Here is a 23,532-nt window from a genome sequence, read left to right on the forward strand (position 1 = left end):
TTGAACCATCTCATGCCTCCCGCGTCTCAAACGCGAGTCTCACGTAATTGCGATACGCCATGACTTGGCGTGCGAGCATTTCCTTCTCGTCGAGCGTGCGGCTCAGAATGATGCCGCCTTCCACGATCGCCGTGCACATATCGGCAAGCGCCTCGATATCCACGCCGGGGCGCGGCGGATAGCGCTTGGCGATCTCTTGCAGGCGAACCTGAATGCGGGCGCGCCACGCGCGGACGCCTTCAGCATTCAAATCGCGAATATCACGGCTGAATTGCTGATCCTGGTAGCAGAACGAGGCGACGATGCAGCCTGGATGCGTGTTGGGCAGATCGGCCAGCAGGTCGGCGAAGAATTTGAGGCCGATCAGGAAGCCGTGCAAGGGATCGTCGGTGAGTTCGGACGACCGCACGAACATGTCGTCGATGATGTCGTTGTGCCGGTCGATGTACCGACGCAGCAAAGCTTGGGCGAGATCGTTCTTGTCGCGGAAATGATAAAAGAACCCGCTCTTGGTGAGGCCGGCGGCGGCGATCAATTCCTCGATCGTGGTCGCGCCAAAGCCCTTCTGCAGGACGGCTTTCTCGGCCAAATCCAGCAGGCGCTCACGCGTTGCCTCGCCTTTGCTCAGAACCTTCACGCTCATCGTCAAAACCGTACCACAAGTACTGTACCAACAGTGCACTTCTCACGCGTTCGTCATTAGCGAAATCGCCGCTGCAACACCTGTGACGCGCGTAACGTCGTTATTTTGAAGCGCTTTTTAGAAAACGCAGGCGCCGCACCACGAGTTTTCTATCGAGCGGGACGGCGCGCCGATACACCTCGCGACATCCCGAACGCAAGTGTTTGGGCATGAAACGAAGGAAAGGGACAATGTCACGCGGCCTCACGCTCTTGGTTTCGATCGTGGTCTTTTGGCACGGCGCATTCGCACTGCTTGGCCATGACCTGACCAGCCTCATGCTTTCCTTCGCTTGACCTGAACCACACAGCCGAAGCCTCTCGGCGCGGCGCCCCGAATTGGAGAAATCCCATGTTGAAAGACCGTTACGGCAATCCCGCTTCGACCAAGTCAGAAGCCGCTATGGCCAAGTACAACGAAGCGCTGGACCTCATCCGTCTCTACCGCGGCGACCCGATCGCGGCGCTCGATGACGCGATCGCCGCCGATCCTGATTTTGGCGGCGCCTGGGCCGCCCGAGCCGGCTTGCTGGTGCAGCAGACCGACAAGGCTTACGCGGACGAGGCGGCCAAGAGCATCCGCGCCGGCGCCGAGGCGAATTTGAACGATCGCGAGCGGCTGCATCTCAGGGCGGCCCAGGATTGGGCTGAGGGGCGCTATAGCGACGGCACAATGCGGCTGGCGCGCATAGCCCAGGAACATCCGCGCGATGTGCTGGCGCTGCAATATGCGCATGTCGGCTGCTTCTTCCTCGGTATGCAGAGCGAATTGCGCGACTGGCCCTTGCAGGCGCTGCGCGCATTCAAAAGCGGGGAAGACGGGTACAGCTACATTCAAGGCATGGCCGCATTCGGTCTGGAGGAATGCGGCGATTATGCGCGCGCGGACATCTATGGCCGTCAGGCCGTCGCGACCAACCCGCGCGACGGTTGGGCCGTGCATGCGGTGGCGCACGTCAACGAAATGCGCGGCGATCTTGAGGCCGGCATTCCCTGGCTTGCGGACAACGCTCAGCACTGGGCGCCGGAGAGCGGTTTCGCCTATCACAATTGGTGGCACCTCGGATTGCTCTATCTCGACCAGGGCGACACCGCGAAAGTGCTGAAGCTGTTCGACGAGAAAGTGCGCCCCGATCCGAACGCGCAGGTCGTGCTCGAGTGGATCGACGCCTCGGCGATGCTGTGGCGCCTGCACCTCGAAGGTGTCGATGTTGGCCCACGCTTCGAACAATTGGCGACGTGCTGGCAGCGCGCGGGCGAGGACGCGTTCTACGCGTTCAACGATCTGCATGCGATCATGGCTTTCCTAGGCGCCGGCCGCGCCACCGACGCAGAGCGCACATTGAAGGCGATGCGTCGCGCGGCCGCCGATGGCGGCGACAACGCGTACATGACGCGCAAGGTCGGACTGCCGCTGGCGGAGGCTTTCATCGCGTTCGAAGCCGGCCGCTATGACGAGTGCGTGGAGAAGATCATGTCCACGCGCGGCATCGCACAACGCTTCGGCGGCAGTCATGCGCAGCGCGATATCCTGACGCTCACGGCGCTGCACGCGGCGCTGCGCGGCGGCTTGGCGTCAACCGCGGAAGCGATCGCGGCGGAGCGTTTGGCGCACAAGCCGCAAAGTCCTTGGGCGGGGCGCCTTGCGCGCCAAGCTCGCGAGCTGAGCGCCAAACAGCGCGCAGCTTGATCCGAACCGGCGGCGGGCCCTTACGCCTGCCCCAAGCCCGCCGCCGGTTCTTGCTTTTTTGAGAATGGAGATTGGTCCGATGATTTCGGATTGCGCCTTCGTGCGCCTGAACAATGGTTTGCGTCTGGCTTATGTGGAGCAAGGATCCCGCGATGGCGTCGCCGTGCTCCTGCTGCACGGGTATTCCGACACGCACCGCTCGTACGACTTGGTGCGGCCGCTCCTACCGCGCGCGTGGCGCGTCATCGCCGTGACGCAGCGCGGGCACGGTCATTCGGACAAGCCGCAGAGCGATTACGCAATGGACGATTTCGCCGGCGACGTGCCGGCGCTGCTTGATGCGCTGGGCATTGAACGCGCCGTATTGGTTGGCCATTCGATGGGCGCGGCTGTGGCGTTGCGCGTGGCGGCCGAACATGCCGACCGCGTGGCGGGACTGGCGCTGGTGAACGGCTTCGCCGATTTTCGCGGCAATGCGGGCGCGAAAGAGCTCTTTGATCTCGTCGAGAGCTTTGGCGAACAGCTCGATCCGGTGTTCGTGCGCAGTTTTCAGGCGAGCACGATCGCCACGCCGATGTCGCAGGGCTTCATTGAATTCGTCAGCAACGAGAGCATGCGGTGCCCGCCGCGCGCTTGGAAGGGCGCGGCCCAGGCGATGCTGTCATGCGATCCGCTCGCGGACGCGGCGCGCGTCAAGGCGCCAAGCATGCTGATCTGGGGCGACAAGGACGAGTTCGTGCCGCGCGCGGATCAGCACGCGTTGCGCCGGGCGCTGCCGGGGGCGCGATTGGTGACGCTGAGCGGCGCCGGCCATGCGCCGCACTGGGAGCGGACGGCGGACACGGCGGCGAGTTTGCGCGCTTTCATCGCCGATATCGATGAGCCGGCCCGCTACGCATATGTGGGGTAGGAAGTGCAGACAGGACGACGACCCGTACGCAACCCGTTACGGCTGCTTCCTTCCGGACCTGACCGGGTTGGCGGGGCGGCCGTCCGCCGCCTGCCTGCGAGGGTCATATCGCCGCTCGCATGAACCGGCGCAAGGCCGGAACTGACCCCGACATGCGGCGTTTTCTCTCCGTCAGCCACATCGGAGAGGCCGCGCACGGCGCGCGGAAACGCAAATGTTGCGAACCCTGGTTTTTACCCTGGCATTGACCCTGCCTAGTCTGGCGGGGGCGCAGCAAATGCGCGAGCAATTCCCGGATTCGCCGCTTGGCCTTGAAGTGCGCGGCCATGACGGCGCGGTGCTCGGCCGGGTGACCCATGTGGAGCGCGACCGCCACGGCAATATCGTTGCTGTGGAAATTCCTGGCTTGGAGCCAGGCGACGCGCCGGCGGCGTCGGATGATCTGGTGGCTGAGAACGATCGCCGTCTGATCGCCCCGGATCGTCAGCGTTTGGCGCGCCAGCGCGTGCTTGCGGGTAATGTTGTCACCCGCACGCAGTAAGCAGCTGCATCAGCTGAACGATTGGACCACAATGCAGGCAAAGCATTGGAGGCTGGTCGATGGCAGGAGCGCATGTGCGCGCGAAATTGAGCGCGCCCAACTACAAGGTCGAAATCAACGCCAACGCGCATGCGCTCATCGCAGATGAGCCCGCCGAATTAGGCGGCGGCGACGCTGGCCCGTCGCCCTTTGCGCTTGTGCTGTCGGGCTTGAGCGGCTGCACCTTGATCACGCTTAAGATGTACGCCGATCGCAAAGCCATGCCGCTCGAAGGGCTGGATGTGGATCTGCGCCTGCATGCGGGTGAGCCGAAGCGGCGGATCGAGCGCGTCGTCACCGTGCGCGGGCCGTTGAGCGACGAGCAGATAGGGCGATTGCGCGAGATCGTCGAACGCACGCCGGTGACACTGGCGCTGCTCAATGGATTTGAGATCAATACCCAGCTCGGTGCTTAGCGCCGCAGCAACGGCAGCCCCGCGAACACGAACCCCGCGCCAAACAGAATGCCGGCGACCATGAAGGCATAGTCGGGCAAGGGCGCGGGCAGCATGCCGAGAACGCCTGCGGCCAGGGCCGCGCCAAACCAGCAGAGCGGCGGCGCTAGCGGTTTTTCCTTTGCCCGCAGCCAGGCGATACTCAGGCCGATCAACGCGATCATAAGCGTGGCGGCCCCTTGCTCGTAGGTGCTGAAGCCGAACGGATCAGCATCCGGTCCGCCGATAAAGGACAGCGCGGCCATGGCGATGGCGAAGCTCATGAGTCCGAGGAAGCCCAATTTATCCGAGCGCGAAACGTAAATGCCGATCAGTCCGAGCGTCAGCAGAATATCGATGATGACCCAAAGCCATTGCTGTTGGATCGGGTCGGCGCTGAGCGGCAAGGCCGAGACGATGCGGAGCGCGCCGCCAGCGATGGCGGATGCGCCGGAAAGGCGAAAGAGTTGCACGGCATTCATGCGCGGGAACCTGACGCGCGACGCGCGGCTGTTCAACCGTTTGCAGAATGCGGAAAAGAACGGGCTCGGTGCGCCGAGCCCGTTGCGACGTGAAGCTGGACGTGGGTGCTTACGAGCCGCTTTCCGGCGTGGTTGTCGGCGTCTCCGTGGGCGCGGTTGTGTTGGCCGTCGGCGTCGTCGCGGCGGCGACCCCGACGAAGCTCATGCGCACATCGAGGCGACCAGTGTTGGAGGCTTCGGCGTCGGCGTTCGCTTCCTGAGCGATGACAATCCGGTCTTCCGGCACTCCTTGCGCAATCAGCGTCGTCCGTACGGCGCTGGCGCGGCGGGTGGAGGTGGCGCCGCTGGCGCTGTCCACGATCTGCACTTGCTGGAGGTTGCAGACCGAGGCGGCGTCCACGGCATGCTCAAGGGCGTTGCGGTTTTGCTGACTGAGCGCACTGCCGCGTGCGCCGAAATGCACCGATGTGACCCGTGGTTGGCATACGGCGCTGGCGCTGGCAGGGATGGGGGCAGGTGGCGTCCGCGCGGAGGCGCTCGCGGCCGTTCCGCCGGCTATTGCCGCGTTAGGTTCGGCCGGAGAGGCCGCCATCGCCGCGGCCGATTGGGCGGCTTCCGCGGGCGTTTCGGCGCTGGCCTGGGCTTCCGCCTCCGCTTGGGTCTCGGCGCGGACCGAGCCTTCGGGCGTTTGCACATTGGCTTCCGCCGCCCCCGTCAGGGCTGCATCGGGATCAAGGGGCGTTTCGGCTGTAATCGGCGGCGTGGCCGGGACGGCGTTGGGCAGGTCTTGAGCGGTCGCGGGGCCAGCTAAGGCCAATCCGGCCGCGGCCACGGTCACCAGAAGCATGTTGCGCATGGGGAGGGCTCCTGAAGGAAACAAAAAGGGCGCCGACTGCCGCCGTGCGCCCCCAACCGAAGCCAACGCGGGCTGAGGCTGCCAGTTCCTGTTCCCACACGGCGCGTTTGCTTGACGCGGCGCTCGGCTCTTCATACCTGCAGGGCATGGCCATTCGCCCCATTCTCGTCGCGCCCGATCCGCGCCTGAAGCAAAAATCCCTTCCGGTTGAAGGGCCCGTCACGGATGCGCATCGCCGCCTCATGGATGACATGCTGGAAACGATGTATGACGCGCCAGGCATTGGCTTGGCCGCGATCCAGATCGGCGAGCCGTTGCGCATTATCGTGATGGACTTGGCGCGCGAAGATGAGCCCAAGGCGCCGCGCTATTTCGTGAACCCGGAAATTCTCTGGGCGTCCGAGGACGTCGTCCCCTACGAGGAAGGCTGCCTTTCCGTGCCGGATTATTACGATGACGTGGAACGCCCGCGTCACGTGAAGATTCGTTACATGGATTATCACGGCAAGCTGATCGAGGAGGACGCCGAAGGCCTCTATGCGGTGTGTATCCAGCATGAGATGGATCACCTCGAAGGCGTGCTCTTTATCGATCACCTTTCGCGCCTGAAGCGTGAGAAGGCGCTCAACAAATTGAAGAAGCAGCGCCGCGCGCTTTAATCCCGTCCCGCCGTCGTGCATGAGGAACGCATGACGCTTCGCCTTGCCTTTATGGGGTCGCCCGCTTTTGCGTTGCCAGCCTTGGCGGCGTTGCTTGAGGCTGGCCATGACATCGCGTGCGTCTATTCGCAGCCGCCGCGTCCAGCTGGGCGCGGCAAGCAGGAGCGGCCGACGCCGGTGCATGCGTTCGCGGCGGAGCGCGGGCTTGAGGTGCGTACGCCGAAAAGCTTGAAGCGCGCTGAGGAGCAGGAGGCGTTCGCCGCGCTCAAGCTCGATGCGGCGATCGTGGTGGCGTATGGGCTCATTCTGCCGAAGGCGATCCTCGATGCGCCGCGCCTCGGCGCGTTCAATCTGCATGGCTCGTTGCTGCCGCGTTGGCGGGGGGCGGCGCCTATTCAACGCGCCATCATGGCCGGCGATCGGGTGACGGGCGTGCAGGTGATGCGCATGGAAGAAGGGCTCGACACGGGGCCGGTGCTCGCCACGGCTGAAACGCCGATTGATGTCGATGACACCACGTCTTCGCTTCACGATCGTTTGGCGGCCTTGGGCGCGCCGCTTCTGGTGGAGGCGCTCGCGAAGGTCGAACGCGGCGAAGCGGTCGCTGTGCCGCAAAGCGAGGAAGGCGTCACATACGCGCACAAGATCACCCCCGCCGAAACGCGCATCGATTGGACCTGCCCCGCGCGCGAGATCGATTGCATGATCCGCGGCCTCTCGCCCGCGCCCGGCGCATGGTTTGAGCTGAACGGCGCGCGCATGAAGGTGCTGCATTCGCGGCTGGGCATGGGGAAGGGCGCGCCAGGCGAAGTTTTGGACGACAATCTGCTGATCGCGTGCGGAGATGGCGCGGTGCGCTTGCTCAAGGTGCAGCGCGAAGGCCGGGCGCCGCTTGAAGCGCAGACTTTTTTGCGGGGCCAACCCGTTCCTGCCGGTTCCAAGCTGTCCTAAAGCTACATTGAAGCAATGCTGGCTGGCGGCTAGGTTTCCGCGCAGCGGAGGGTAATTCATGCGTGTTCGCATCGCTCTTGTGGCTTTGGCGCTGGCGCTTGCTGGCTGTAATCCGCCGTCGTCGCCAGGCGAGGCGGACGGCTCCGAGGCGCCATCGCTCGATGCGCCGGCCCCGGAGAGCGAACCCTCGCGGGTGTTCGCCGCCGTCAATGACGCCGCACGCGGCGCCACGGGCGAACTCAACGTATCGCTCGCCCTGCGCATGCCGGACGCCGCGCAAGAGAACGCAGAGGCGCGCGAAATTCTAACGTTGCGCGGCTCCAACGATTTGGTTGTTGAAGCCGAGATCAACGGGGCGGTGTCGCCGGCGACGCAAGTTGGCGGGCAGACGCTGCGCGCGTTGCTGAGCATTCCAGTCGAGGAGCCGCAAGTGCTCGTCTATCGCGTGATGCAAGAAACCAAGCCGTCGAACGGCCAAGGGCTGTGCGGCGCCGATGCGCCGTCCTTCATTGTCGTTTGGGAGCCGTCGGGGCCGGGCGACGGCGGCATGAAAGTGCTCGGCCTCACCGGCGGGGCGCCTGGCGCGGAAGGCGCGCGGGCGTGTCCGATGCTGGAGTATAATCGCTCGTAGGGGAAATAGGGCAATACGGCAGTGGGGATTGGGAATCCTATTGCCTAATGCCCACTGCCCATTGCCTCAAACATGCGCTTCAAGCTCACCATCGAATATGACGGCGGCCCGTTTCAGGGCTGGCAGCGTTTGGCTGACGGGCCGAGCGTGCAGGGCGCGCTTGAGGATGCGGTTGAGAGCCTGACGGGGACGCGCGCCGATGTGATCGGCGCGGGACGCACCGACGCTGGCGTGCATGCGTACGCGCAAGTGGCGCATGTCGATATCGAAAAGCCGTTTGAAGCAGGGCGCTTGGCGGATGCGCTGAATGCGCATCTTCGCCCGCATCCGATCGCGGTGCTTGAGGCGGAAGAAGCCGCGCCGGATTTTCACGCGCGCTTCGATGCGAAGTTGCGCGCCTATCGCTATCGGGTGACGAACCGGCGCGCGCCGCTAACGTTTGAGTTGGGTCAAGCTTGGCGCGTGCCGAGGGCCCTCGACGTCGAAGCGATGCAGGCGGCGGCGGAGCGGCTGATCGGACGGCACGATTTCACCACCTTCCGCGACAGCCAATGCCAGGCGAAGTCGCCGCTGAAAACGCTCGACATCGCCGAGGTGACCCGCGACGGCGAAGAGGTCGATTTCTGGTTCGAAGCGCAGAGTTTCCTGCACCGGCAGGTGCGTTCGATGGTGGGGACGCTGGTCGAGGTCGGCGTTGGCAAGATGAGCGCCGACGATGTGGCGCGCGTCCTGGCCGCGGCCGACCGCGCGCTGTGCGGGCCGGTGGCGCCGCCGGACGGCTTGTATCTGGCGCGCGTCGATTACTGACGCTCGATCATGTCCCAACGATTGCCGTAGAGGTCTTCGAAGACAACGACCTTGCCAAATGCTTCCTGGCGTGGGGTTTCGATGAAGCGCACGCCGGCGCTGCGGTAGCGCGTGTAGGTCGCGTCGAAGTCCGAGACGTAGAGGAAAAGAAAAACACGGCCGCCGGTTTGGTTGCCGATATAGGCCTGCTGGGTGTCGCTGCCGGCTTTGGCGAGTAGAAGGCGCGCGCCGCTCTCGGTCGATGGCGCCACAACGACCCAGCGTTTGGTCGGGTTGAGCGCGGTGTCTTCGATCAGCGTAAAGCCCAGCGTCTGGGTGTAATACGCGATCGCCTCGTCGTAGTCGCGGACGAGCAGGCTGAGCATGCCAAGCGATGCGCTCATGCGAAGTACCGGCGCAGCACCGCCTCATAGCAGCGCGCCAGCGTGCGTACGTCTTCGACCGCGCAATGCTCGTCGACCATGTGCGCCGTGGCGTTGCGCAGGCCGAGTTCGGCGACCTGCGCGTAATTGCGGATGTAGCGCGCGTCCGAGGTGCCGCCGGTGGTGGTGAGCGCGGGCGTAATGCCGAAGCTTTCGCGCACCGATTCAACCAACATCGACGTGAATGGGCCCGGATCGGTATAAAAGGGAACGCTTTGCGAGGCGATGGCGCACGCGGCGTTCGCGCCGAGGCGCGCGGCGGCGGCTTCCGCCGTCTGCTTAATCCAAGCAAACAAGGCATCGCCGGTATGATTGGTGTTGAAACGGATATTGAGCTTCGCGCTGGCGCGCTGCGGGATCACGTTGTGCGCGGCATTCCCCACATCGATGCTGGTGACTTCGAGGTTTGATGGATCAAACCCCGGCGCGCCTTCGTCCAGGCGACGCGCTTTGATCGCCGCCAAGGCTTCGACAAGCGCCGTCACCGGGTTCACCGCGCGTTGCGGGTAGGCGACGTGGCCTTGCTTGCCTTCCATCGTGATCACAACATTGAGGCTGCCGCGCCGGCCGTTCTTGATCACATCGCCGACGCGCTCTTCGCTGGTGGGTTCGCCGACGAGGCAATGGTCGATTTTCTCGCCTTCCATGGCGAGCGCTTCGAGTACAGCCTTGGTGCCATCGACGGCGGGGCCTTCTTCATCACATGTGAGCAGGAATGAGATCGAACCTTTCGGCGCGCCGTTCTTGTTCAGATAATTCTCGGTGGCGGCGATCATGGCGGCGATCGCGGTTTTCATATCTGTGGCGCCGCGGCCATAGAGATTGCCGCCGCGAATTTCCGCCGCGAACGGGTCGCTGGTCCAACCTTCGCCCGGCGGCACGACGTCGAGGTGGCCCGCGAAGCAGAAGTTCGGCTGCGTGTCGCCCAGGCGTGCATAGAGGTTGTCGACCGCGCCAAATTTCATGCGGCGCGTGCGAAAGCCAAGCTTCGCCAGCGCCTGTTCGGCCACATCCATCGCGCCCGCCTCGATCGGCGTCACGGAGGCGCAGCGCATTAGTGCTTGGGCGAGCGGGATCGGGTCGGTAAGAGTGTGGGCGTCCATGGTGTCTCGATCTAGCCGCGCGCGGGGCGGGGCAAAAGAGGCAAAAGCGGGGAAGAGCATGAGCGATATCGCGCCCGTCCAAGAGCAGAGCCGCATCAAGAGCCTTGATGTCATGCGCGGCTTCGCCGTGCTGGGCATCCTGATCGTCAACGCCGCCTATTTCGCGGCGCCCTGGCAGACCGGGCTCAATCCATCGCTGCCGCCGCTGGCGGTGACGGAGGAGACCCTCTGGTCCTGGTTCGTCATGCACGTGTTCTTCGAGTTCAAGTGCATTACGCTGTTCTCGCTTCTGTTCGGGGTGAGCATCTATCTGGTTGGCGGCGAGCGTGAAGATAAGGCGCGCGGCGCGCTGTTGCGCTCACGTTTGTTCTGGTTGCTGATCTTTGGCCTCGTCCACGCGACGCTGATCTGGAACGGCGACATTCTGTTCACCTACGCGCTCACGGGGTTCCTGGTCATGCTCGCCCGGTCCTGGACGCCGCGGACGCTCCTCATTGTGGGCGTTCTCTTGCTGCTGATCTCGATCGGACTGCAGAGCATGTTCGCGCTGTTCATCGATTTCATTCCGCCGCCCAAGCTCGCCGAGATCGAGGCGCAGATCTACACGCCGTCGCCGGAAAGCGTGCAGGCGACCATCGCGGCGTATCAGGGCGGTCTGATCAGCGCGACGCTTGAGAATGTCTCGACATGGGTGGAATTTCTGGCGAATTCGCTCGTCGTGCTGATCATTCGCACGGCGGGCGTGATGATGATCGGCTTGGCGCTCTACAAGTTGGGCTTTCTTTCGGGCAACGCACCCGCCTGGGCGTACGGGCTGTTCGTCGCGCTCGGCGCGGCCGCGCTGGGCGTGATTGGCTACCAAGCATGGCTGAATGCGCAGGGCGGGTTTGCGTTCCGTCATATGATGGCCGGCGGCGGCTTCGCCAACGCCGCGCTCTCCATCCTGGCATCCTTGGGGTACGCGAGCGTGCTCATCCTGTTGGTAAGGGCGGGGGCGCGGGTCCTGACGGAGCCGCTGGCCGCTGTCGGGCGGATGGCTTTCACGAATTATCTGACGCAATCGCTGATCATGACGACGATCTTCTGGGGCGGGCGCGGCTTCGGGCTCTATGGCGAAGTGGATCGGCCGACCTTGATGGCTATTGTCGTCGCGGTGTGGGTGCTGCAATTGATCTGGTCGCCGCTGTGGCTGGCGCGGTTTCAGATGGGGCCGCTTGAATGGGTTTGGCGCAGGCTTTCCTATGGGCGGCCCGTGGCCATGGCGAAAGCATAACAGGGAAGGAAATTGGATGAAGAAATTTGCAGCGATGGTTGCGTTCGGGGTGGCGCTCTCAACGGGCGCCGCGTTCGCGGACACGATGGCGAACGCCTATGAGAATACAATTGTCGTGACCTACGCGAACGGCGTCCAATCGCGGTATCATTTCAATGCGGACAACACCTTCGGCGTTCACACGCCGGACGGCGCTCATGTGCACGGCACTTACGAATTGGCCGATGGCCAATTGTGCCTGACGCCGGCGGGCGGTGAGCGTGGCTGCACGCCTTATGTCGGCGACAAGAATGTCGGCGACACCTGGACGCAGACCGCGACGGACGGTTCGACCATCAACGTCACATTGGAGGCCGGCCGCGGCGGCGGGCACAGCCACGGCCACTAAGCCGCAGGCGAGCTTGATCTGGATCATGGATTGAGGGCGCTCCTTTGGGCCTGCTTGGGCCTGAAGGAGCGTTTTTCATGCACAAGAACTGGCCGGAAATGGCCGACACGCTGAACCCCTTGGTGTCGGCCCTCCGGCAAAGCCATCCGGACGTGATGCGTGCGTTCTCACAGATGGCGCAGTCGGCGACCAAGACTGGCGCCTTGGACGCCAAGACCAAGGAGTTGATCGCGTTCGCCGTGTCGGTGGCGGCGCGTTGCGATGCTTGCATCGCCTTTCACGCCAAGGCCGCGCAAAAATATGGCGCAACGCGCGAAGAGGTCGCCGAGGCGCTCGGCATGGCGGTTTATATGGGCGCGGGGCCGAGCGTGATGTACGCGGCGCAAGCGCTGGAGGCGTTCGACCAATACGTGGCGCGAGCCGCCGAAAGCTAGTCGCGCAGCAATTCGTTCACGCCGGTCTTCGCGCGGGTTTGCGCATCGACGCGCTTCACGATGACAACGCAGGCGAGCGAGGGACCGCCCTTCGGGTCGGGCAGCGAGCCTGGCACGACAACGGCGTAAGGCGGGACTTCACCGCGCGTGATTTCGCCGGTCGCGCGGTCGACGATCTTGGTGCTCTGGCTGATGAACGTGCCCATGGCCAACACCGCGCCTTCGCGCACGATCACGCCTTCGGCCACTTCCGAGCGCGCCCCAATGAAGCAGCCGTCTTCGATGATGGTGGGGTTGGCTTGCAGCGGCTCGAGCACGCCGCCAATGCCGGCGCCGCCGGAAAGATGCACGTTCTTGCCGATTTGCGCGCAGGAGCCGACCGTGGCCCACGTATCGACCATCGTGCCTTCATCGACATAGGCGCCGATATTCACGAAGCTTGGCATCAGCACGACGTTCTTGCCAATGAAGCTGCCCCGACGCGCCACCGCGCCAGGCACCGCGCGGAAGCCGGCCTTCTCGAATGAAGTGGCGCCCCAGCCGAGGAATTTGGAATGCACCTTGTCCCAGTAGGGGCCGGGCGACGGATCGCCATTGCCGCCAACGGCGCCAATCAATTGGTTGGCGGTTGTGCGGAAGGAGAGCAGCACGGCCTTCTTGAGCCATTGGTGCGTCGTCCATACGCCATCGGCGCCACGCTCGGCGACGCGTGCCTGGCCGGAATCCAAAAGGTCGAGCGCGGCCTCTATCGCTTCGACGTCAGCGCCTTTGCTGGCCGGCGTGAGTTCGGTGCGCCGCTCCCAGGCGGTTTCGATGGCGGTAGATAGATCGGAATTGCTCATGGGGCCGAGTTAGCCGCCGCCTGACGTTGTGGCAAGGATCGACAGAGCCGCGCGCCGGTTCGATAGTGCCGCCACAGGGAGCCAAACAATGAGTGCATTCAAGGACGGCCTGCTGAACGGCAAAGTGGCGTTCGTCGCGGGCGGCACCAGCGGCATTAATCTGGGCATCGCCACACGCATGGCCGAGCTTGGCGCGAAAGTCGCGGTGGCGGGGCGCGATCCGGAGAAGGCGCAGCGTGCGGCCGCAGGAATCGGGCGTGGCGCGGTCGGCTACTCGACTGACGTGCGTGATTACGCGGCGACGCGCGCGGTGATGGAGCAGATCGTCAACGCTTGGGGGCCGATGGATATCGTCGTCTCGGGCGCTGCAGGGAATTTCCTATCGCCTGCCGCCGGCTTGTCGGCGAACGGGTTCAAGACGGTGGTCGACATCGACCTTCTCGGAACCTTCAACGTGTTTCGCGGCTGCTACGATCTCATCCAGAAGCCGGGCGCATCGCTGATCGCGATCACGGCGGGCCAAGCGGTCAATCCGATGATGATGCAGATACATGCCTGTGCGGCGAAGGCGGGCATCAATCAGGTCATTCGCGTCATGGCGATGGAATGGGGGCCGGAGGGCGTGCGCGTGAACGGCATTTCGCCGGGGCCGATCGCTGGCACCGAGGGCATGGCCCGCTTGGCGCCAAATCCGGAAGTCACGAAGGCGTTGACCGGGCGCATTCCGCTGCGCCGCTTCGGCGAGATCAGCGAGATCGCGGAGAGCGCGGTGTTCCTGTGCTCGGAATCCGCCGCCTACATCACCGGTACGATTTTGGATTGCGAAGGCGGCTCGCAATTGGGCGACGCGCGCAGCCCGTTCGAGCGGAGTTAAACGCCGAGCCAGCCACGCAGCAGCGTGTGCACGTCGTGCGCATAGTGCTGCACGTATGTGGGGCGCGGGTCGGGATGCACGGGGCCGACGAGGGCGGTGGCGAAGCCCAAGTCGTGCGCGGGTTCGAGATTGCGCAAGGTGTCTTCCACCAAGATCGCGCGCGCGGGATCGATATCGTAGGCGTGGCAGAGGCGCGTGTAGGATTCGCGCTGCGGTTTGGGGGCGTAGCCGGCGTCGCCCAGATCGAACACGCAGTCGAAATGCGCGTCGAGACCGAGCGCCTTCAGCGTGCGCTCCGCGTGGCCGCCGCCGCCATTGGTGAAGATGATTCTGCGGCCGGGCAGTCTGCCGATCAGCGCCGCGAGATCGTGATCTTCGCCGAGCACGGAATAGTCCACGTCGTGCACGTCGAGCATGAAATCATCGGGATCGATGCCGTGGTGGCGGCTGAGGCCGACGACGGTTGCGCCATATTCATGGAAATAATGCTCGCGCAGTTCGAGCGCGCGGACATCATCGACCTGCGCGTGTCGCGCGATGTAAGCGGTCATGCGTTCGCCGATCGCGTCGTAAAGCGTTGGCGCTGGGTAGAGTGTGTTATCGAGATCGAACACCCAGTCGCGAATACCCGCGAGCGGCATCAATCACCCGATCCGCGATCTTGCGTGGGCGCGCCGGCGGCCGAGGGCGGCGCCAGGCCGCGGCGCGGCGCTTCGCGCACAGGCGCTTCGGCGCCATCTGGCGCGACGGCGGCCATGCGGGGACGCACGCCGGCTTCCAGGAAGTCGCGCTCCTCGAACTCGACGACGAGGCCTTCACGGCCGCGGGCGTTGATCGCGGAGAAGGGCTCGGTGGCGTAATAACGGGCTTCGCAATCGCCGCGGCCAAGAATGGCGAAGCGCGAAGGGCTGGTGCAGAACGGCTCGCCGGCGGCGAGGTAGCGCGGGCCTTCGGGCGTATCCATCGCGGCGTACACGAAATAGCGTTCTTGGATCAGCACCTCGTCGATCACCCGCACGCAGGTGTCGGCGTTCAGCGGCCACCAGCCGCGGCTTTCCCAACCTTCGCCGCGCCGACGGCCCACCGCCGTCCACACGCGCGCGTTCGTACGATTGCAGAGCGTCAGACCAACTTGGCCGGCGCGGCGGCGCGCCGCGGTTTCAAGCGCGTCGATCAACTGATCTTCGCTGGCGTTCGGCGAAAGCCGCGCGACCGAGCGGAATTGCGCGATGGCTTGGGCGATGGCGCGCGGATCGACGCCGCGACGGCCTTCCGGCACGTTGTAGCCCGCGTCATCCAACAGCCGCTGCAGGCCGCGCTGGCGAGCGCGGGCGAGCGTGTATTGCTGCGCCTCGGAGAAGGACGTGCGCCAAGTGTCGCGCTTGTTGATCTGCACGCGGCGGAAGCGCCGCTCCTCCAGGCCTTGCGGCGCGCACGAGGGTGGATTCTCGATCGAAAATGAGCTGCCGGGATCGACGCAGAGGATGCCGTCGCCGGCCCATTGGCGTCGCCCGCCTCGGTGTGCGGAGGAGGTGCGGGCGTAGAGATAATGGGTGCCGCGCGCCAGCGGCGCTGCGATCGCGGTGCGGCACTCGCCCGGGCGAAGGCGCGTCCAGCCTTGCACGATGATGGAGCGGTTGTCGGGGCGGCCCGTGGCGGCTTCGAGCACGAAGCTGGTCTCGTTGCAGATTTGCCAGCCATTGGCGCGTTCGCGCTGTTGCGCGTCGGCGCGATGCGCGAACACAATAATCGCCGCAAGCGCGGCGCAAACAGACGCGGCGAATCCGCCGAGCCTAATCAGCCTTGATGAGCGTGCCTGCGCCATAATCGGTGAACAATTCCATGAGCAGGACGTGCGGGGTGCGCCCGTCGAGGATGACAGCTGCTTCGACGCCGTGATCGACGGCGGCGATGCAGGTTTCGAGTTTCGGAATCATGCCGCCGGTGGCGACGCCATCCTTGATGGCGTTGCGCGCGTCGGCGGCGGACATGTCGCGGATCAGTTCGCCGTCCTTGTTCAGCACGCCGGCGACATCGGACAGCAACAGGAAGCGCTTGGCGCTCAGCGCCTTGGCGATGGCGCCGGCGGCGGTGTCGGCATTGATGTTGTAAGTGCGGCCGTCCTCGGCCACGCCGATAGGCGCGATCACCGGGATATAATCTTCTGGCGCATTAATGAGCGCTTGGATGAGGGTGGGATCGACTTCCGTCGGCTCACCGACGAATCCCAGATCGATCGCTTGCTCGATCATGCTGTCTGGGTCCTTGCGCGTGCGCACGACCTTTTCGCAGGTGATGATCCGCGCGTCTTTGCCGGAGAGACCGACGCCGCGCACGTCCGCTTCGCGCCCCTCGGAGGTGATGAGGTGCGCGAGTTCCTTGTTGACGCTGCCGGACAGCACCATCTCCGCCACTTCCATCGTGTCGGAATCGGTTACGCGCAAACCATCCACGAACTCGGATTTCACTCCCGCCTTTTGCAGCATGCGGCTGATCTGCGGACCGCCGCCGTGCACCACGACCGGGTGCATGCCCACGAGCTTCAAAAGAACGATGTCTGCGGCGAATTTGCGGGCGGTTTCGGTATCGCCCATGGCGTGGCCGCCATATTTCACAACAATCGTCTCGCGATCGTAGATCTGAATATACGGCAAGGCCTCAGCGAGCGTCTTCGCTGAGGCGAGGCTTTCGGCGAGCCGGGCGGCGTGGTCGGCGGCGGTCTTATTCACGAATGCGGTTCCTAAGGGGTTCGCAGGATCACGCCAAGGCCGCGATTTCAGCGCGGAGAATATCGATGCCTTGGCCCGTCTCGGAAGAGGTTGCGATAATTTCAGGATGCGCCGCTGGGCGCTTGATGATGGCGGCGCGCACGCTCTCAAGCGTCTCGGCCAGTTCGGTCGGTTTGATCTTGTCGGCCTTGGTCAGCACGATTTGATAAATCACGGCGGCGGTATCGAGCGCATCCATGACTTCTTTGTCATGTGGCTTGAGTCCGTGCCGCGCGTCGATCAGCAGGATCACGCGATGGAGGGTCGGGCGTCCGCGCAAATAATCGCGGATCAGCGCGGTCCAGCGGTCGATCTCGGACTTGCCCGCCTTGGCGTAGCCGTAGCCGGGCATATCGACGAGCCGCAGGCGATCGCCCACGCGGAAGAAATTGAGCTCGCGCGTGCGCCCAGGTTCAGTCGAGGCGCGCGCGAGTTTGTTGCGGCCGGTGATGGCGTTGATCAGCGACGATTTGCCGACGTTCGAGCGTCCAGCGAACGCCACCTCCGGCAGCGTCGCGTCGGGCAGGTGCTGCATGCTCGGCACGCCGCGCTCAAAATCGACCGGGCCGGCGAAAAGGAGGCGGCCCCTCTCGATCCATTCAGCGTGCTCCTCGGCGTCCATCTTCTCTCCCGTCATCCCGGCCGACCGGAGAGAGAGCCGGGACCCAGAGCTAAGTTATTCGGCAGCTTTCGCTGTCTTGCCAAATCGTTTGGCCAGGAACGTATCGAGCTGCGTCTCCACGCCTTGACGGCGCATGATGACGTATTGCTGCAGGATCGAGAGCGTGTTCGACCAGGTCCAATAGATCACGAGGCCGGCCGGGAAGGCGGCGAACATGACCGTGAACAGGAGCGGCAGGAAGCGGAAGATCTGCGCCTGCACCGGATCGGTCGGGGGCGGCGACAGCGCCTGTAGCGCCCACATCGACACGCCGTAAAGGATCGGCCACGCGCCGATCAACAGGAAGGCCGGCACGTCGAACGGCAGCAAGCCGAACAGATTGAAGATCGAGGTTGGGTCGCGCGCCGAAAGATCGTGGATCCAGCCCACAAACGGCGCGTGGCGCATTTCAATGGTGACGCTCAGCGTCTTGTACAGCGCGAAGAACACAGGGATTTGCAGCAGGATCGGCACGCAGCCGGCGACCGGATTGATCTTCTCGGTCTGATAGAGCTTCAGGATTTCCTGTTGCTGGCGCTGCTTATCCGCAGCGTAGCGTTCCTGCACTTCCTTCATCTTCGGCGCGAGCGCGCGCATCTTCGCCATCGATTTGAAGGATTGATAGACGAGCGGGAAGAGCAGCAGCTTGATCACGATCGTCGAGGCCAGGATCGCCAGGCCAAAATTGAACACGACGCCCCAATCCGCGAAGATTTGCGCGAGTGGGTGCAGCAGCCATTGGAAGAACGGGCGGGTCAGGAACCAGAAATTGCCCCAATCGATGGCGTCGTCGAAGCGCGGGATCGACATGGTGTTCTGGTAATCGCGCAGCACTTCGTAGCGCTTTGCGCCAGCGAACAGATGCTGCGTGTAGGTCACCTCGCCGCCTGCGGCGATTTCGCGCCAATCGCCGCGATAAGCGGCGCGATAATCGTTGACCGCGCCTTCGCTTCGGGCGTCGAAATAGGTCGAGACGCGTTCGCTTTGCGCCGGGACGATCGCGGCCAGCCAATAATGGTCGGTGATGCCGAACCAGCCGCCTTGGCCCTGCATTTCCTCGATGCGTTCTTCGGCGCCGACTCGGCCACGGGCGCGGTCGCGGATGTGCTTGTTGGCGTTTTCGTAGGTGACCTGGCGCAGATTGTTGTTTTCGCCAAAGGCGCCGATCAGTCCCTGATGGACGATCTGATTGCGAACGTAATCCTGCGGCAGGCCCATGCGGCGCACCGTGCCGAAGGGGCGGGCGCTGATCGGCGCGCCGGAGCTGTTGCGCACGACGTCGGTGATCGTGAACATGTAATTCTGATCGATCGAAATTGTTCGCTCGATCGTGAGGCCCTCGCCGGCGGCCAGGGTGAGCGTCACCGGCGTCTCGGGCGTAAGGCGTGCGCCCTCGGTCGCGCTCCAGCCGCTGAAAGCGTCCGCAAGCGTAGCCGTGTTCTCGCCATTGCGCATTTCCCAGCCGAAGAATGCGTCGTGCGCGAACTCGGCGGCGCGCGGCGCGAGCACGGTGACCTCGCCGCTGCCTGGATCAATGGTGCGGCGATAGTCGCGCAAATTCAGGTCGTCGATACGCGCGCCTTCCAGTGCGATCGAGCCGTCGACCTCCGGCGTGTCGATCACGATGCGGGCGCCGGCGGATTGCGCGAGCACCTGTTCGCGCGCGACCGGGCCGCTTGGCGGCGGCGCTTCGGCGCTGCCGCTCTCCTGAGCGGGTTGCGTCGCTTCAATGCGCGCTTGCTCTTCAGCTTGGAGCCGCGCGCGCTGGGGTGCGTTGTAGAAGAATTCGAAGCCGAACAGGATGGCGGCCGAAAGCGCGACCGCGATCAGTATGTTCCGGTTTTCGCTGGGGCCTCGGCCGCTGCGGTTGTCCATGGTTTGCTTAGTCGCTTTCGGTCGGGGAATTGGGCGTCGGGCCCTTGCGTTTCTCAGGCGCGGCGCGCCCTTTCTGCAGGTCGGCGCGGAGCCTTATCAGCGCGTTTCCGACATCGTCAAGCAAGGCGTCCCAGGGGGCGTCCGGGGTGGTTTGACGCGCCACCAGCACGTAATCCACTCCTGGGAGGCCGTGCCGGGGCAGCAATTGGCGGGCGGCTTCGCGCAGGCGGCGCTTGGCGCGGTTGCGGGCGACCGCGTTGCCAACCTTCTTGCTGGCGGTAAATCCGGCCCGGATAGGGCCGTCCTCAGCCTTGCGGCGGGCTTCGATCAGCACGCAACCGCGTCCAGCCCGCGCGCCTTGGCGCACGAACAGGAACTCCGCCCGTTTGCGCAGGCGTTCGAGGGCTGGTTTTGGGGTCATTGGACCGGCTCGTTCGGCCGGGATGCCGGGATAAGCCCGGCGGCGCAAGGCCGCTGCTTAGGCGGAAAGGCGCTTACGGCCCTTGGCGCGACGACGGGACAGCACCTTTTGGCCGCCTTTGGTGGCCATACGGGCGCGGAAACCATGGCGGCGCTTACGGACAAGCCGGCTCGGTTGGTAGGTCCGCTTGGTGCTCACGACGCGTCTCGATCTCTAGGGGTGTAAAAACGAAGGGGCGGGCATTACCCCAGCCCCAGCCCATGGTCAAGCTTACAGCGGCACGAAAGCCCGCACCGCGATAAAGAGGATGGCGATCGCCCACACCGTGCCAAATATCCACAATGCGCGCCGAAGGCGCGGCTTAGTCGGGGTGGTCATGAGAATGCTCCGTTCTGGGAAAGGCGGGAGCCGTGTGCGCTCTCAGTTGCCAGCAGCCTTGGGATTGTCCGTGGGCCGGCAATATCCACAAGGTAAGCGCTTAAGCCGGCGGCGCCGAGTGAATTTTCGGTTGCATTGCAGGTTCCGGGAACTCGAGCCGGGACAGCCTTCCGTCTCTGCGATAAGGGCATAGCGGAATATGTCGCCACCTTCGCTCCCCGCTCGGCCCGCCGGTCCGATCCAGCGCGCGCGGGCGTTCATCGGCAGCTTAGCCGGGCGGCTGCTTGCGCTGACGGTGCTGGCGGTGGTGGCTGGCGAAGTGTTCGTGTTCGCGCCCGCGATCGCCGGGTTCCACGAAAGCTGGCTGCGTGAGCGCATTAGCTTGGCCCAGATCGCCGCGCTCGCGCTTGAGGTGACGCCCGAATACGAAATCGCGGAATCGCTTGAATATGAGCTGCTGACCAATGCCGGCGTGCAGCGCGTGGCGATGCAGCGCGACGGCGAGCGCGTATTGTTGCTCGAGCGCGCTGGGCCGCCGCCACAGCATCTCGTCGTTTATGATTATACGCGCGCGACGCCGTTTCAGCGCTTCCGCTGGTCGGTCGAGACTCTGTTCGCGCCGCAGGGGCGGGTATTGCGCGTATTGGCGCGACCGCGGTTCGAGAGCGGCGAGTTCATCGAAATCGTGCTGGACGAGGCGCCGCTGAAGCGCGCGATGGAACGCTTCGCGCAGAGTTTCGCGCGCATCTCAACGCTCATTCTCATGGCCGCCGGCGCTTTGATTTATGTGGCCCTGACCGCGGCGTTTGTACGGCCGATGCTGGATTTGACGCTGGCTATCGAACGTTTCCGCGACAGACCCGAGGACGTTTCGATCGCCTTTCCCCGCAGCCAGCGCACCGACGAAATCGGTCGCGCCCAGCGCGCCGCCGCGGATATGGCTGAACAGGTGCGCAATGCGCTGCGCCAGAATGAGCGGCTCGCCGCTTTGGGCGCGGCTGTCGCGCGCATTGGACATGATCTGCGCAACATGCTGTCGACGGCGCAGCTGGTGGCGGATCGCCTGGCGCAATCGGAGGACCCGGCCGTGCGCCAACTCGCGCCGCGTTTGGAACGCACCATCGATCGCGCCGCAGGCTTGGCGGCAAGCACGCTCAAATATGGCCGCGCCGATGAAGACCCGCCGGTGCTGGAGCGGGTGATCGTCGCGGACGCAGCGGAGGAGGCGGCGGCGGATGCGCTAATCGGCTTCGGCGCCATCGAATACAAGCACGATATCGAGCCTGGCTTGGCGTGCGTGGCCGATCCCGATCACCTGCATCGCATTCTCGTTAACCTGATCCGCAACGCGGGACAGGCGATGAAGGAACATACACGCCGCGACAAAGTATTGCTGGTGCGCGGCCTGCGCATGGAAGGGCGTTGCGAGATCGAGGTGATCGATCACGGGCCGGGCGTGCGCGACACCCTGCGCGCGCGCTTGTTCGAGCCGTTCGTTTCCGCCGCGCCGGAAGCGGGCGGCACCGGGCTCGGGCTCGCCATCGCCCGCGAGCTGACGCGCGCCATGGGCGGCGAACTTGAACTGACCCGCACCGGCGCCGAAGGCTCGACTTTCAAGATTACCTTGCCGGCGGCGTAGCCGCGGCCTGCGCCGTGGAGGGAATACGGCCGACCACGCCTTCGCGGCGGGGGTCAGCGCCGCCCTCAAGCCCGCGCGGCGTGACGCGGATCGCGTGAATGCCGCTTTCCTCCAATCCGGTCACATCGCGGAATTCCCAACCGCGGCGCGTCAGTTCCTCGCCCACGCCGGCGGGCAATCGCGCCGGCTCAAGATTGGCGGGCGCGAAGCGGGCGGTGATGTTGCTGAGATTGATCGCGTCCTGCACCGGCAAATTCCAGTCGAGCACGCCGATCGTGGTGCGCGCGACATAACCGATGATGGAGGATCCGCCCGGCGAGCCGATGACCATTTCCAGGTCTCCGTCGCGATCGGTGATGATCACCGGCGACATCGACGAGCGCGGGCGCTTGTTGGGGGCGACGGCATTGGCGACCGGGCGGCCATTGAGCGTGGGTTCGAACGCGAAGTCCGTCAGCTGATTGTTGAGGAAGAAGCCCGAGGCCATGCGCTGCGAGCCAAAAGCGCTTTCCACGGTGGCCGTCATCGACACCGCATTACCCCAGGCGTCGACGATCGAGAGGTGCGTGGTGCCGTGATCGTCGCCGTCATCGCGGCCCCAGCGCTCGTAAAGCTCGACGCCCGCTGGTTGGCCCGCGCTCACGTGGCTCGGCGCGCGGGAGAGATCGATCACGCTGGCGCGGCTATCGAGATAGGCCGGCGCGTAGAGTTCTTGTGTCGGCACCGGCGCGAATTGGTCGTCCGCCATGTAATGATCGCGGTCGGCGTAGGCGAGCCGGCTCGCCCACAGGAACGCCGCCCAATCATCGGCATTGGCTGCCCCGCCTGGCTGCGGCCGCGCGCGCTCATAAAGGCCGAGAATTGAAATGACGGCGTTACCGGACGTCGGTGGGCCGAGCGTGCAGACACGATAAACGCGATAGGCGCCGCAGATTGGCTCGACGCGGCGCGGCTGTGCGGTTTGCAGGTCGGTGTGGGTGAGCGTGCCGCCGCGAGGATTGCGGCGCGCGGCAGCCACGATGGAATCGGCGATGGGGCCTTGGGTCATGGCGGCTGGGCCGTGCTGCGCGATGGCGCGCAGCGTCGTGGCGTAGGCGGCGTTGCGCAATAATGTGCCCGCAGGCAAAGGCGCGCCCTCGCGATCGAACAAATAGGCGCGCGCCTGAAAATCCGCGCGCAGTCGGCCACGTTCGCCGGCGCCGGCGATCATGCGCGCCATGCGGGGCGAGACCTCAAAGCCGTTCTCGGCGAGGCGGATCGCCGGCTCAAACAGCCGCGCCCACGGCAAGCGGCCGTGATCGTCGTGCGCCAGCTTCAGCATCGGGATCAGCAGCGGTACGCCGGTGGAGCGGCCGCTGGCTTGCGCGTCGAGGAAGGACATCGGTCGTCCGCGCGCGTCGAGGAACATGGTTGGCGTCGCCCCCGCCGGCGCCCATTCGCGGCCGTCATAGCCCGTCATGCGTTCGCTGCGGCCATCATAGAAGAGGAGGAAGCCGCCGCCGCCGAGGCCCGAGCTCTGCGGTTCGACCAAGCCGAGCACGAGCTCCGCGGCGATAGCGGCGTCAACCGCCGAGCCGCCGGCGCGCAACATCTCCAGCGCGGCCTCGACCGCGTGCGGATTGGCGGCCGTGACCATCGCCTCGCCCGTGGGCGCGGGCTCGCGCCGGCTGGTTGGCGCTGCAGGTGTGGATGTGGCGGCGCAAGCAGCGAGCGCAAACGCGATGAGGAGTGCGCCAGAGCGCCTGGTCAGGTGGTTGAGCATCACGTGTTTCG

Annotated in this window: 27 protein-coding genes and 1 other RNA gene; 13 read left to right on the plus strand and 15 right to left on the minus strand. The window is 64.8% G+C overall.

The window, feature by feature from the left end:
* Positions 1 to 10: 10 nt before the first annotated feature.
* Positions 11 to 643: a TetR/AcrR family transcriptional regulator gene (locus VF769_RS10495; protein WP_331008354.1), complete on the minus strand. Its 633-nt coding sequence runs from the start codon at positions 641 to 643 to the stop codon at positions 11 to 13.
* 390 nt (positions 644 to 1,033) lie between these two features.
* Between VF769_RS10495 and VF769_RS10500 the strand changes: the two genes are divergently transcribed.
* Complete coding sequence (locus VF769_RS10500; RefSeq protein ID WP_331008355.1) at positions 1,034 to 2,371, plus strand: tetratricopeptide repeat protein; 1,338 nt, start codon at positions 1,034 to 1,036, stop codon at positions 2,369 to 2,371.
* Between the two features lie 79 nt (positions 2,372 to 2,450).
* Positions 2,451 to 3,281 carry an alpha/beta fold hydrolase gene (locus tag VF769_RS10505; protein WP_331008356.1) on the plus strand — a complete coding sequence of 277 codons (831 nt, stop codon included), beginning with the start codon at positions 2,451 to 2,453 and terminating at the stop codon, positions 3,279 to 3,281.
* Position 3,282: 1 nt separating this feature from the next.
* On the opposite strand, the gene ffs is transcribed toward VF769_RS10505, so the two are convergent.
* An RNA gene (gene ffs / locus VF769_RS10510) (signal recognition particle sRNA small type) lies at positions 3,283 to 3,380 on the minus strand.
* Between the two features lie 178 nt (positions 3,381 to 3,558).
* On the opposite strand from ffs, the gene VF769_RS10515 reads away from it, so the two are divergent.
* Positions 3,559 to 3,822 (plus strand): hypothetical protein, encoded by a 264-nt coding sequence (locus VF769_RS10515; protein ID WP_331008357.1) that lies wholly within the window; start codon positions 3,559 to 3,561, stop codon positions 3,820 to 3,822.
* Positions 3,823 to 3,881: 59 nt separating this feature from the next.
* Entirely contained in the window at positions 3,882 to 4,277 is a 396-nt protein-coding gene (locus VF769_RS10520) for an OsmC family protein (RefSeq protein ID WP_331008358.1), read from the plus strand.
* On the opposite strand, the gene VF769_RS10525 is transcribed toward VF769_RS10520, so the two are convergent.
* Together VF769_RS10525 and VF769_RS10530 are read right to left on the minus strand one after the other, a co-directional pair.
* Positions 4,274 to 4,777, minus strand: coding sequence for a hypothetical protein (locus VF769_RS10525; protein ID WP_331008359.1), 504 nt, complete (start codon positions 4,775 to 4,777; stop codon positions 4,274 to 4,276). The two genes, VF769_RS10520 and VF769_RS10525, sit on opposite strands and share 4 nt — an antisense overlap.
* Positions 4,778 to 4,886: 109 nt before the next feature.
* Positions 4,887 to 5,633 (minus strand): hypothetical protein, encoded by a 747-nt coding sequence (locus tag VF769_RS10530; protein ID WP_331008360.1) that lies wholly within the window; start codon positions 5,631 to 5,633, stop codon positions 4,887 to 4,889.
* A 146-nt stretch (positions 5,634 to 5,779) separates the two neighbouring features.
* Between VF769_RS10530 and def the strand changes: the two genes are divergently transcribed.
* From def to truA, 4 genes are all read left to right on the plus strand, one after another.
* Positions 5,780 to 6,292, plus strand: coding sequence for a peptide deformylase (def, locus tag VF769_RS10535; RefSeq protein WP_331008361.1), 513 nt, complete (start codon positions 5,780 to 5,782; stop codon positions 6,290 to 6,292).
* 30 nt (positions 6,293 to 6,322) lie between these two features.
* Complete coding sequence (gene fmt, locus VF769_RS10540; RefSeq protein WP_331008362.1) at positions 6,323 to 7,243, plus strand: methionyl-tRNA formyltransferase; 921 nt, start codon at positions 6,323 to 6,325, stop codon at positions 7,241 to 7,243.
* A gap of 58 nt (positions 7,244 to 7,301) precedes the next feature.
* A complete protein-coding gene (locus tag VF769_RS10545; RefSeq protein ID WP_331008363.1) occupies positions 7,302 to 7,874 on the plus strand; it encodes a hypothetical protein in 573 nt (190 codons plus the stop codon).
* 72 nt (positions 7,875 to 7,946) lie between these two features.
* A complete protein-coding gene (gene truA, locus VF769_RS10550) occupies positions 7,947 to 8,681 on the plus strand; it encodes a tRNA pseudouridine(38-40) synthase TruA (protein ID WP_331008364.1) in 735 nt (244 codons plus the stop codon).
* On the opposite strand, the gene VF769_RS10555 is transcribed toward truA, so the two are convergent.
* Positions 8,675 to 9,064 (minus strand): VOC family protein, encoded by a 390-nt coding sequence (locus VF769_RS10555; protein ID WP_331008365.1) that lies wholly within the window; start codon positions 9,062 to 9,064, stop codon positions 8,675 to 8,677. The genes truA and VF769_RS10555 overlap by 7 nt on opposite strands.
* The gene (dapE, locus tag VF769_RS10560) at positions 9,061 to 10,206 is read right to left on the minus strand and encodes a succinyl-diaminopimelate desuccinylase (protein WP_331008366.1); all 1,146 of its coding nucleotides are present in this window, start codon (positions 10,204 to 10,206) and stop codon (positions 9,061 to 9,063) included. The genes VF769_RS10555 and dapE overlap by 4 nt, the downstream gene beginning before the upstream one ends.
* 58 nt (positions 10,207 to 10,264) lie before the next feature.
* On the opposite strand from dapE, the gene VF769_RS10565 reads away from it, so the two are divergent.
* From VF769_RS10565 to VF769_RS10575, 3 genes are all read left to right on the plus strand, one after another.
* Positions 10,265 to 11,479: a DUF418 domain-containing protein gene (locus tag VF769_RS10565; RefSeq protein ID WP_331008367.1), complete on the plus strand. Its 1,215-nt coding sequence runs from the start codon at positions 10,265 to 10,267 to the stop codon at positions 11,477 to 11,479.
* A gap of 16 nt (positions 11,480 to 11,495) precedes the next feature.
* Entirely contained in the window at positions 11,496 to 11,867 is a 372-nt protein-coding gene (locus tag VF769_RS10570) for a hypothetical protein (RefSeq protein WP_331008368.1), read from the plus strand.
* 77 nt (positions 11,868 to 11,944) lie between these two features.
* Positions 11,945 to 12,301, plus strand: a complete 357-nt coding sequence (locus VF769_RS10575; protein WP_331008369.1) for a carboxymuconolactone decarboxylase family protein — start codon at positions 11,945 to 11,947, stop codon at positions 12,299 to 12,301.
* On the opposite strand, the gene dapD is transcribed toward VF769_RS10575, so the two are convergent.
* A complete protein-coding gene (gene dapD, locus VF769_RS10580) occupies positions 12,298 to 13,143 on the minus strand; it encodes a 2,3,4,5-tetrahydropyridine-2,6-dicarboxylate N-succinyltransferase (RefSeq protein ID WP_331008370.1) in 846 nt (281 codons plus the stop codon). The genes VF769_RS10575 and dapD overlap by 4 nt on opposite strands.
* An 88-nt stretch (positions 13,144 to 13,231) precedes the next feature.
* On the opposite strand from dapD, the gene VF769_RS10585 reads away from it, so the two are divergent.
* Complete coding sequence (locus VF769_RS10585) at positions 13,232 to 14,017, plus strand: SDR family oxidoreductase (protein ID WP_331008371.1); 786 nt, start codon at positions 13,232 to 13,234, stop codon at positions 14,015 to 14,017.
* Here the strand turns inward: VF769_RS10585 and VF769_RS10590 are convergent.
* Genes VF769_RS10590 through rpmH form a run of 7 tightly spaced genes read right to left on the minus strand, consistent with a single transcriptional unit; the run spans position 14,014 to position 19,940 of the window.
* Positions 14,014 to 14,658 carry a pyrimidine 5'-nucleotidase gene (locus tag VF769_RS10590; protein WP_331008372.1) on the minus strand — a complete coding sequence of 215 codons (645 nt, stop codon included), beginning with the start codon at positions 14,656 to 14,658 and terminating at the stop codon, positions 14,014 to 14,016. The genes VF769_RS10585 and VF769_RS10590 overlap by 4 nt on opposite strands.
* Entirely contained in the window at positions 14,658 to 15,761 is a 1,104-nt protein-coding gene (locus VF769_RS10595) for a DUF1036 domain-containing protein (protein ID WP_331008373.1), read from the minus strand. The genes VF769_RS10590 and VF769_RS10595 overlap by 1 nt, the downstream gene beginning before the upstream one ends.
* Positions 15,762 to 15,810: 49 nt before the next feature.
* Complete coding sequence (argB, locus tag VF769_RS10600) at positions 15,811 to 16,746, minus strand: acetylglutamate kinase (protein WP_331008374.1); 936 nt, start codon at positions 16,744 to 16,746, stop codon at positions 15,811 to 15,813.
* Positions 16,747 to 16,774: 28 nt separating this feature from the next.
* Positions 16,775 to 17,407 (minus strand): ribosome biogenesis GTP-binding protein YihA/YsxC, encoded by a 633-nt coding sequence (gene yihA, locus VF769_RS10605; protein WP_331008375.1) that lies wholly within the window; start codon positions 17,405 to 17,407, stop codon positions 16,775 to 16,777.
* Between the two features lie 54 nt (positions 17,408 to 17,461).
* On the minus strand, positions 17,462 to 19,321 hold the full coding sequence (gene yidC, locus VF769_RS10610) for a membrane protein insertase YidC (protein WP_331008376.1): 1,860 nt from the start codon (positions 19,319 to 19,321) through the stop codon (positions 17,462 to 17,464).
* A gap of 7 nt (positions 19,322 to 19,328) precedes the next feature.
* Positions 19,329 to 19,742: a ribonuclease P protein component gene (gene rnpA, locus VF769_RS10615; protein ID WP_331008377.1), complete on the minus strand. Its 414-nt coding sequence runs from the start codon at positions 19,740 to 19,742 to the stop codon at positions 19,329 to 19,331.
* A 57-nt stretch (positions 19,743 to 19,799) separates the two neighbouring features.
* On the minus strand, positions 19,800 to 19,940 hold the full coding sequence (rpmH, locus tag VF769_RS10620; RefSeq protein WP_325059875.1) for a 50S ribosomal protein L34: 141 nt from the start codon (positions 19,938 to 19,940) through the stop codon (positions 19,800 to 19,802).
* A 379-nt stretch (positions 19,941 to 20,319) separates the two neighbouring features.
* Between rpmH and VF769_RS10625 the strand changes: the two genes are divergently transcribed.
* On the plus strand, positions 20,320 to 21,759 hold the full coding sequence (locus VF769_RS10625) for a HAMP domain-containing sensor histidine kinase (protein ID WP_331008378.1): 1,440 nt from the start codon (positions 20,320 to 20,322) through the stop codon (positions 21,757 to 21,759).
* Here the strand turns inward: VF769_RS10625 and VF769_RS10630 are convergent.
* Positions 21,740 to 23,521 carry a gamma-glutamyltransferase family protein gene (locus VF769_RS10630; RefSeq protein ID WP_331008379.1) on the minus strand — a complete coding sequence of 594 codons (1,782 nt, stop codon included), beginning with the start codon at positions 23,519 to 23,521 and terminating at the stop codon, positions 21,740 to 21,742. The genes VF769_RS10625 and VF769_RS10630 overlap by 20 nt on opposite strands.
* Positions 23,522 to 23,532: the final 11 nt, after the last annotated feature.

Source organism: Vitreimonas sp. (assembly GCF_036392335.1).
Classification (GTDB): domain Bacteria; phylum Pseudomonadota; class Alphaproteobacteria; order Caulobacterales; family Aquidulcibacteraceae; genus Vitreimonas.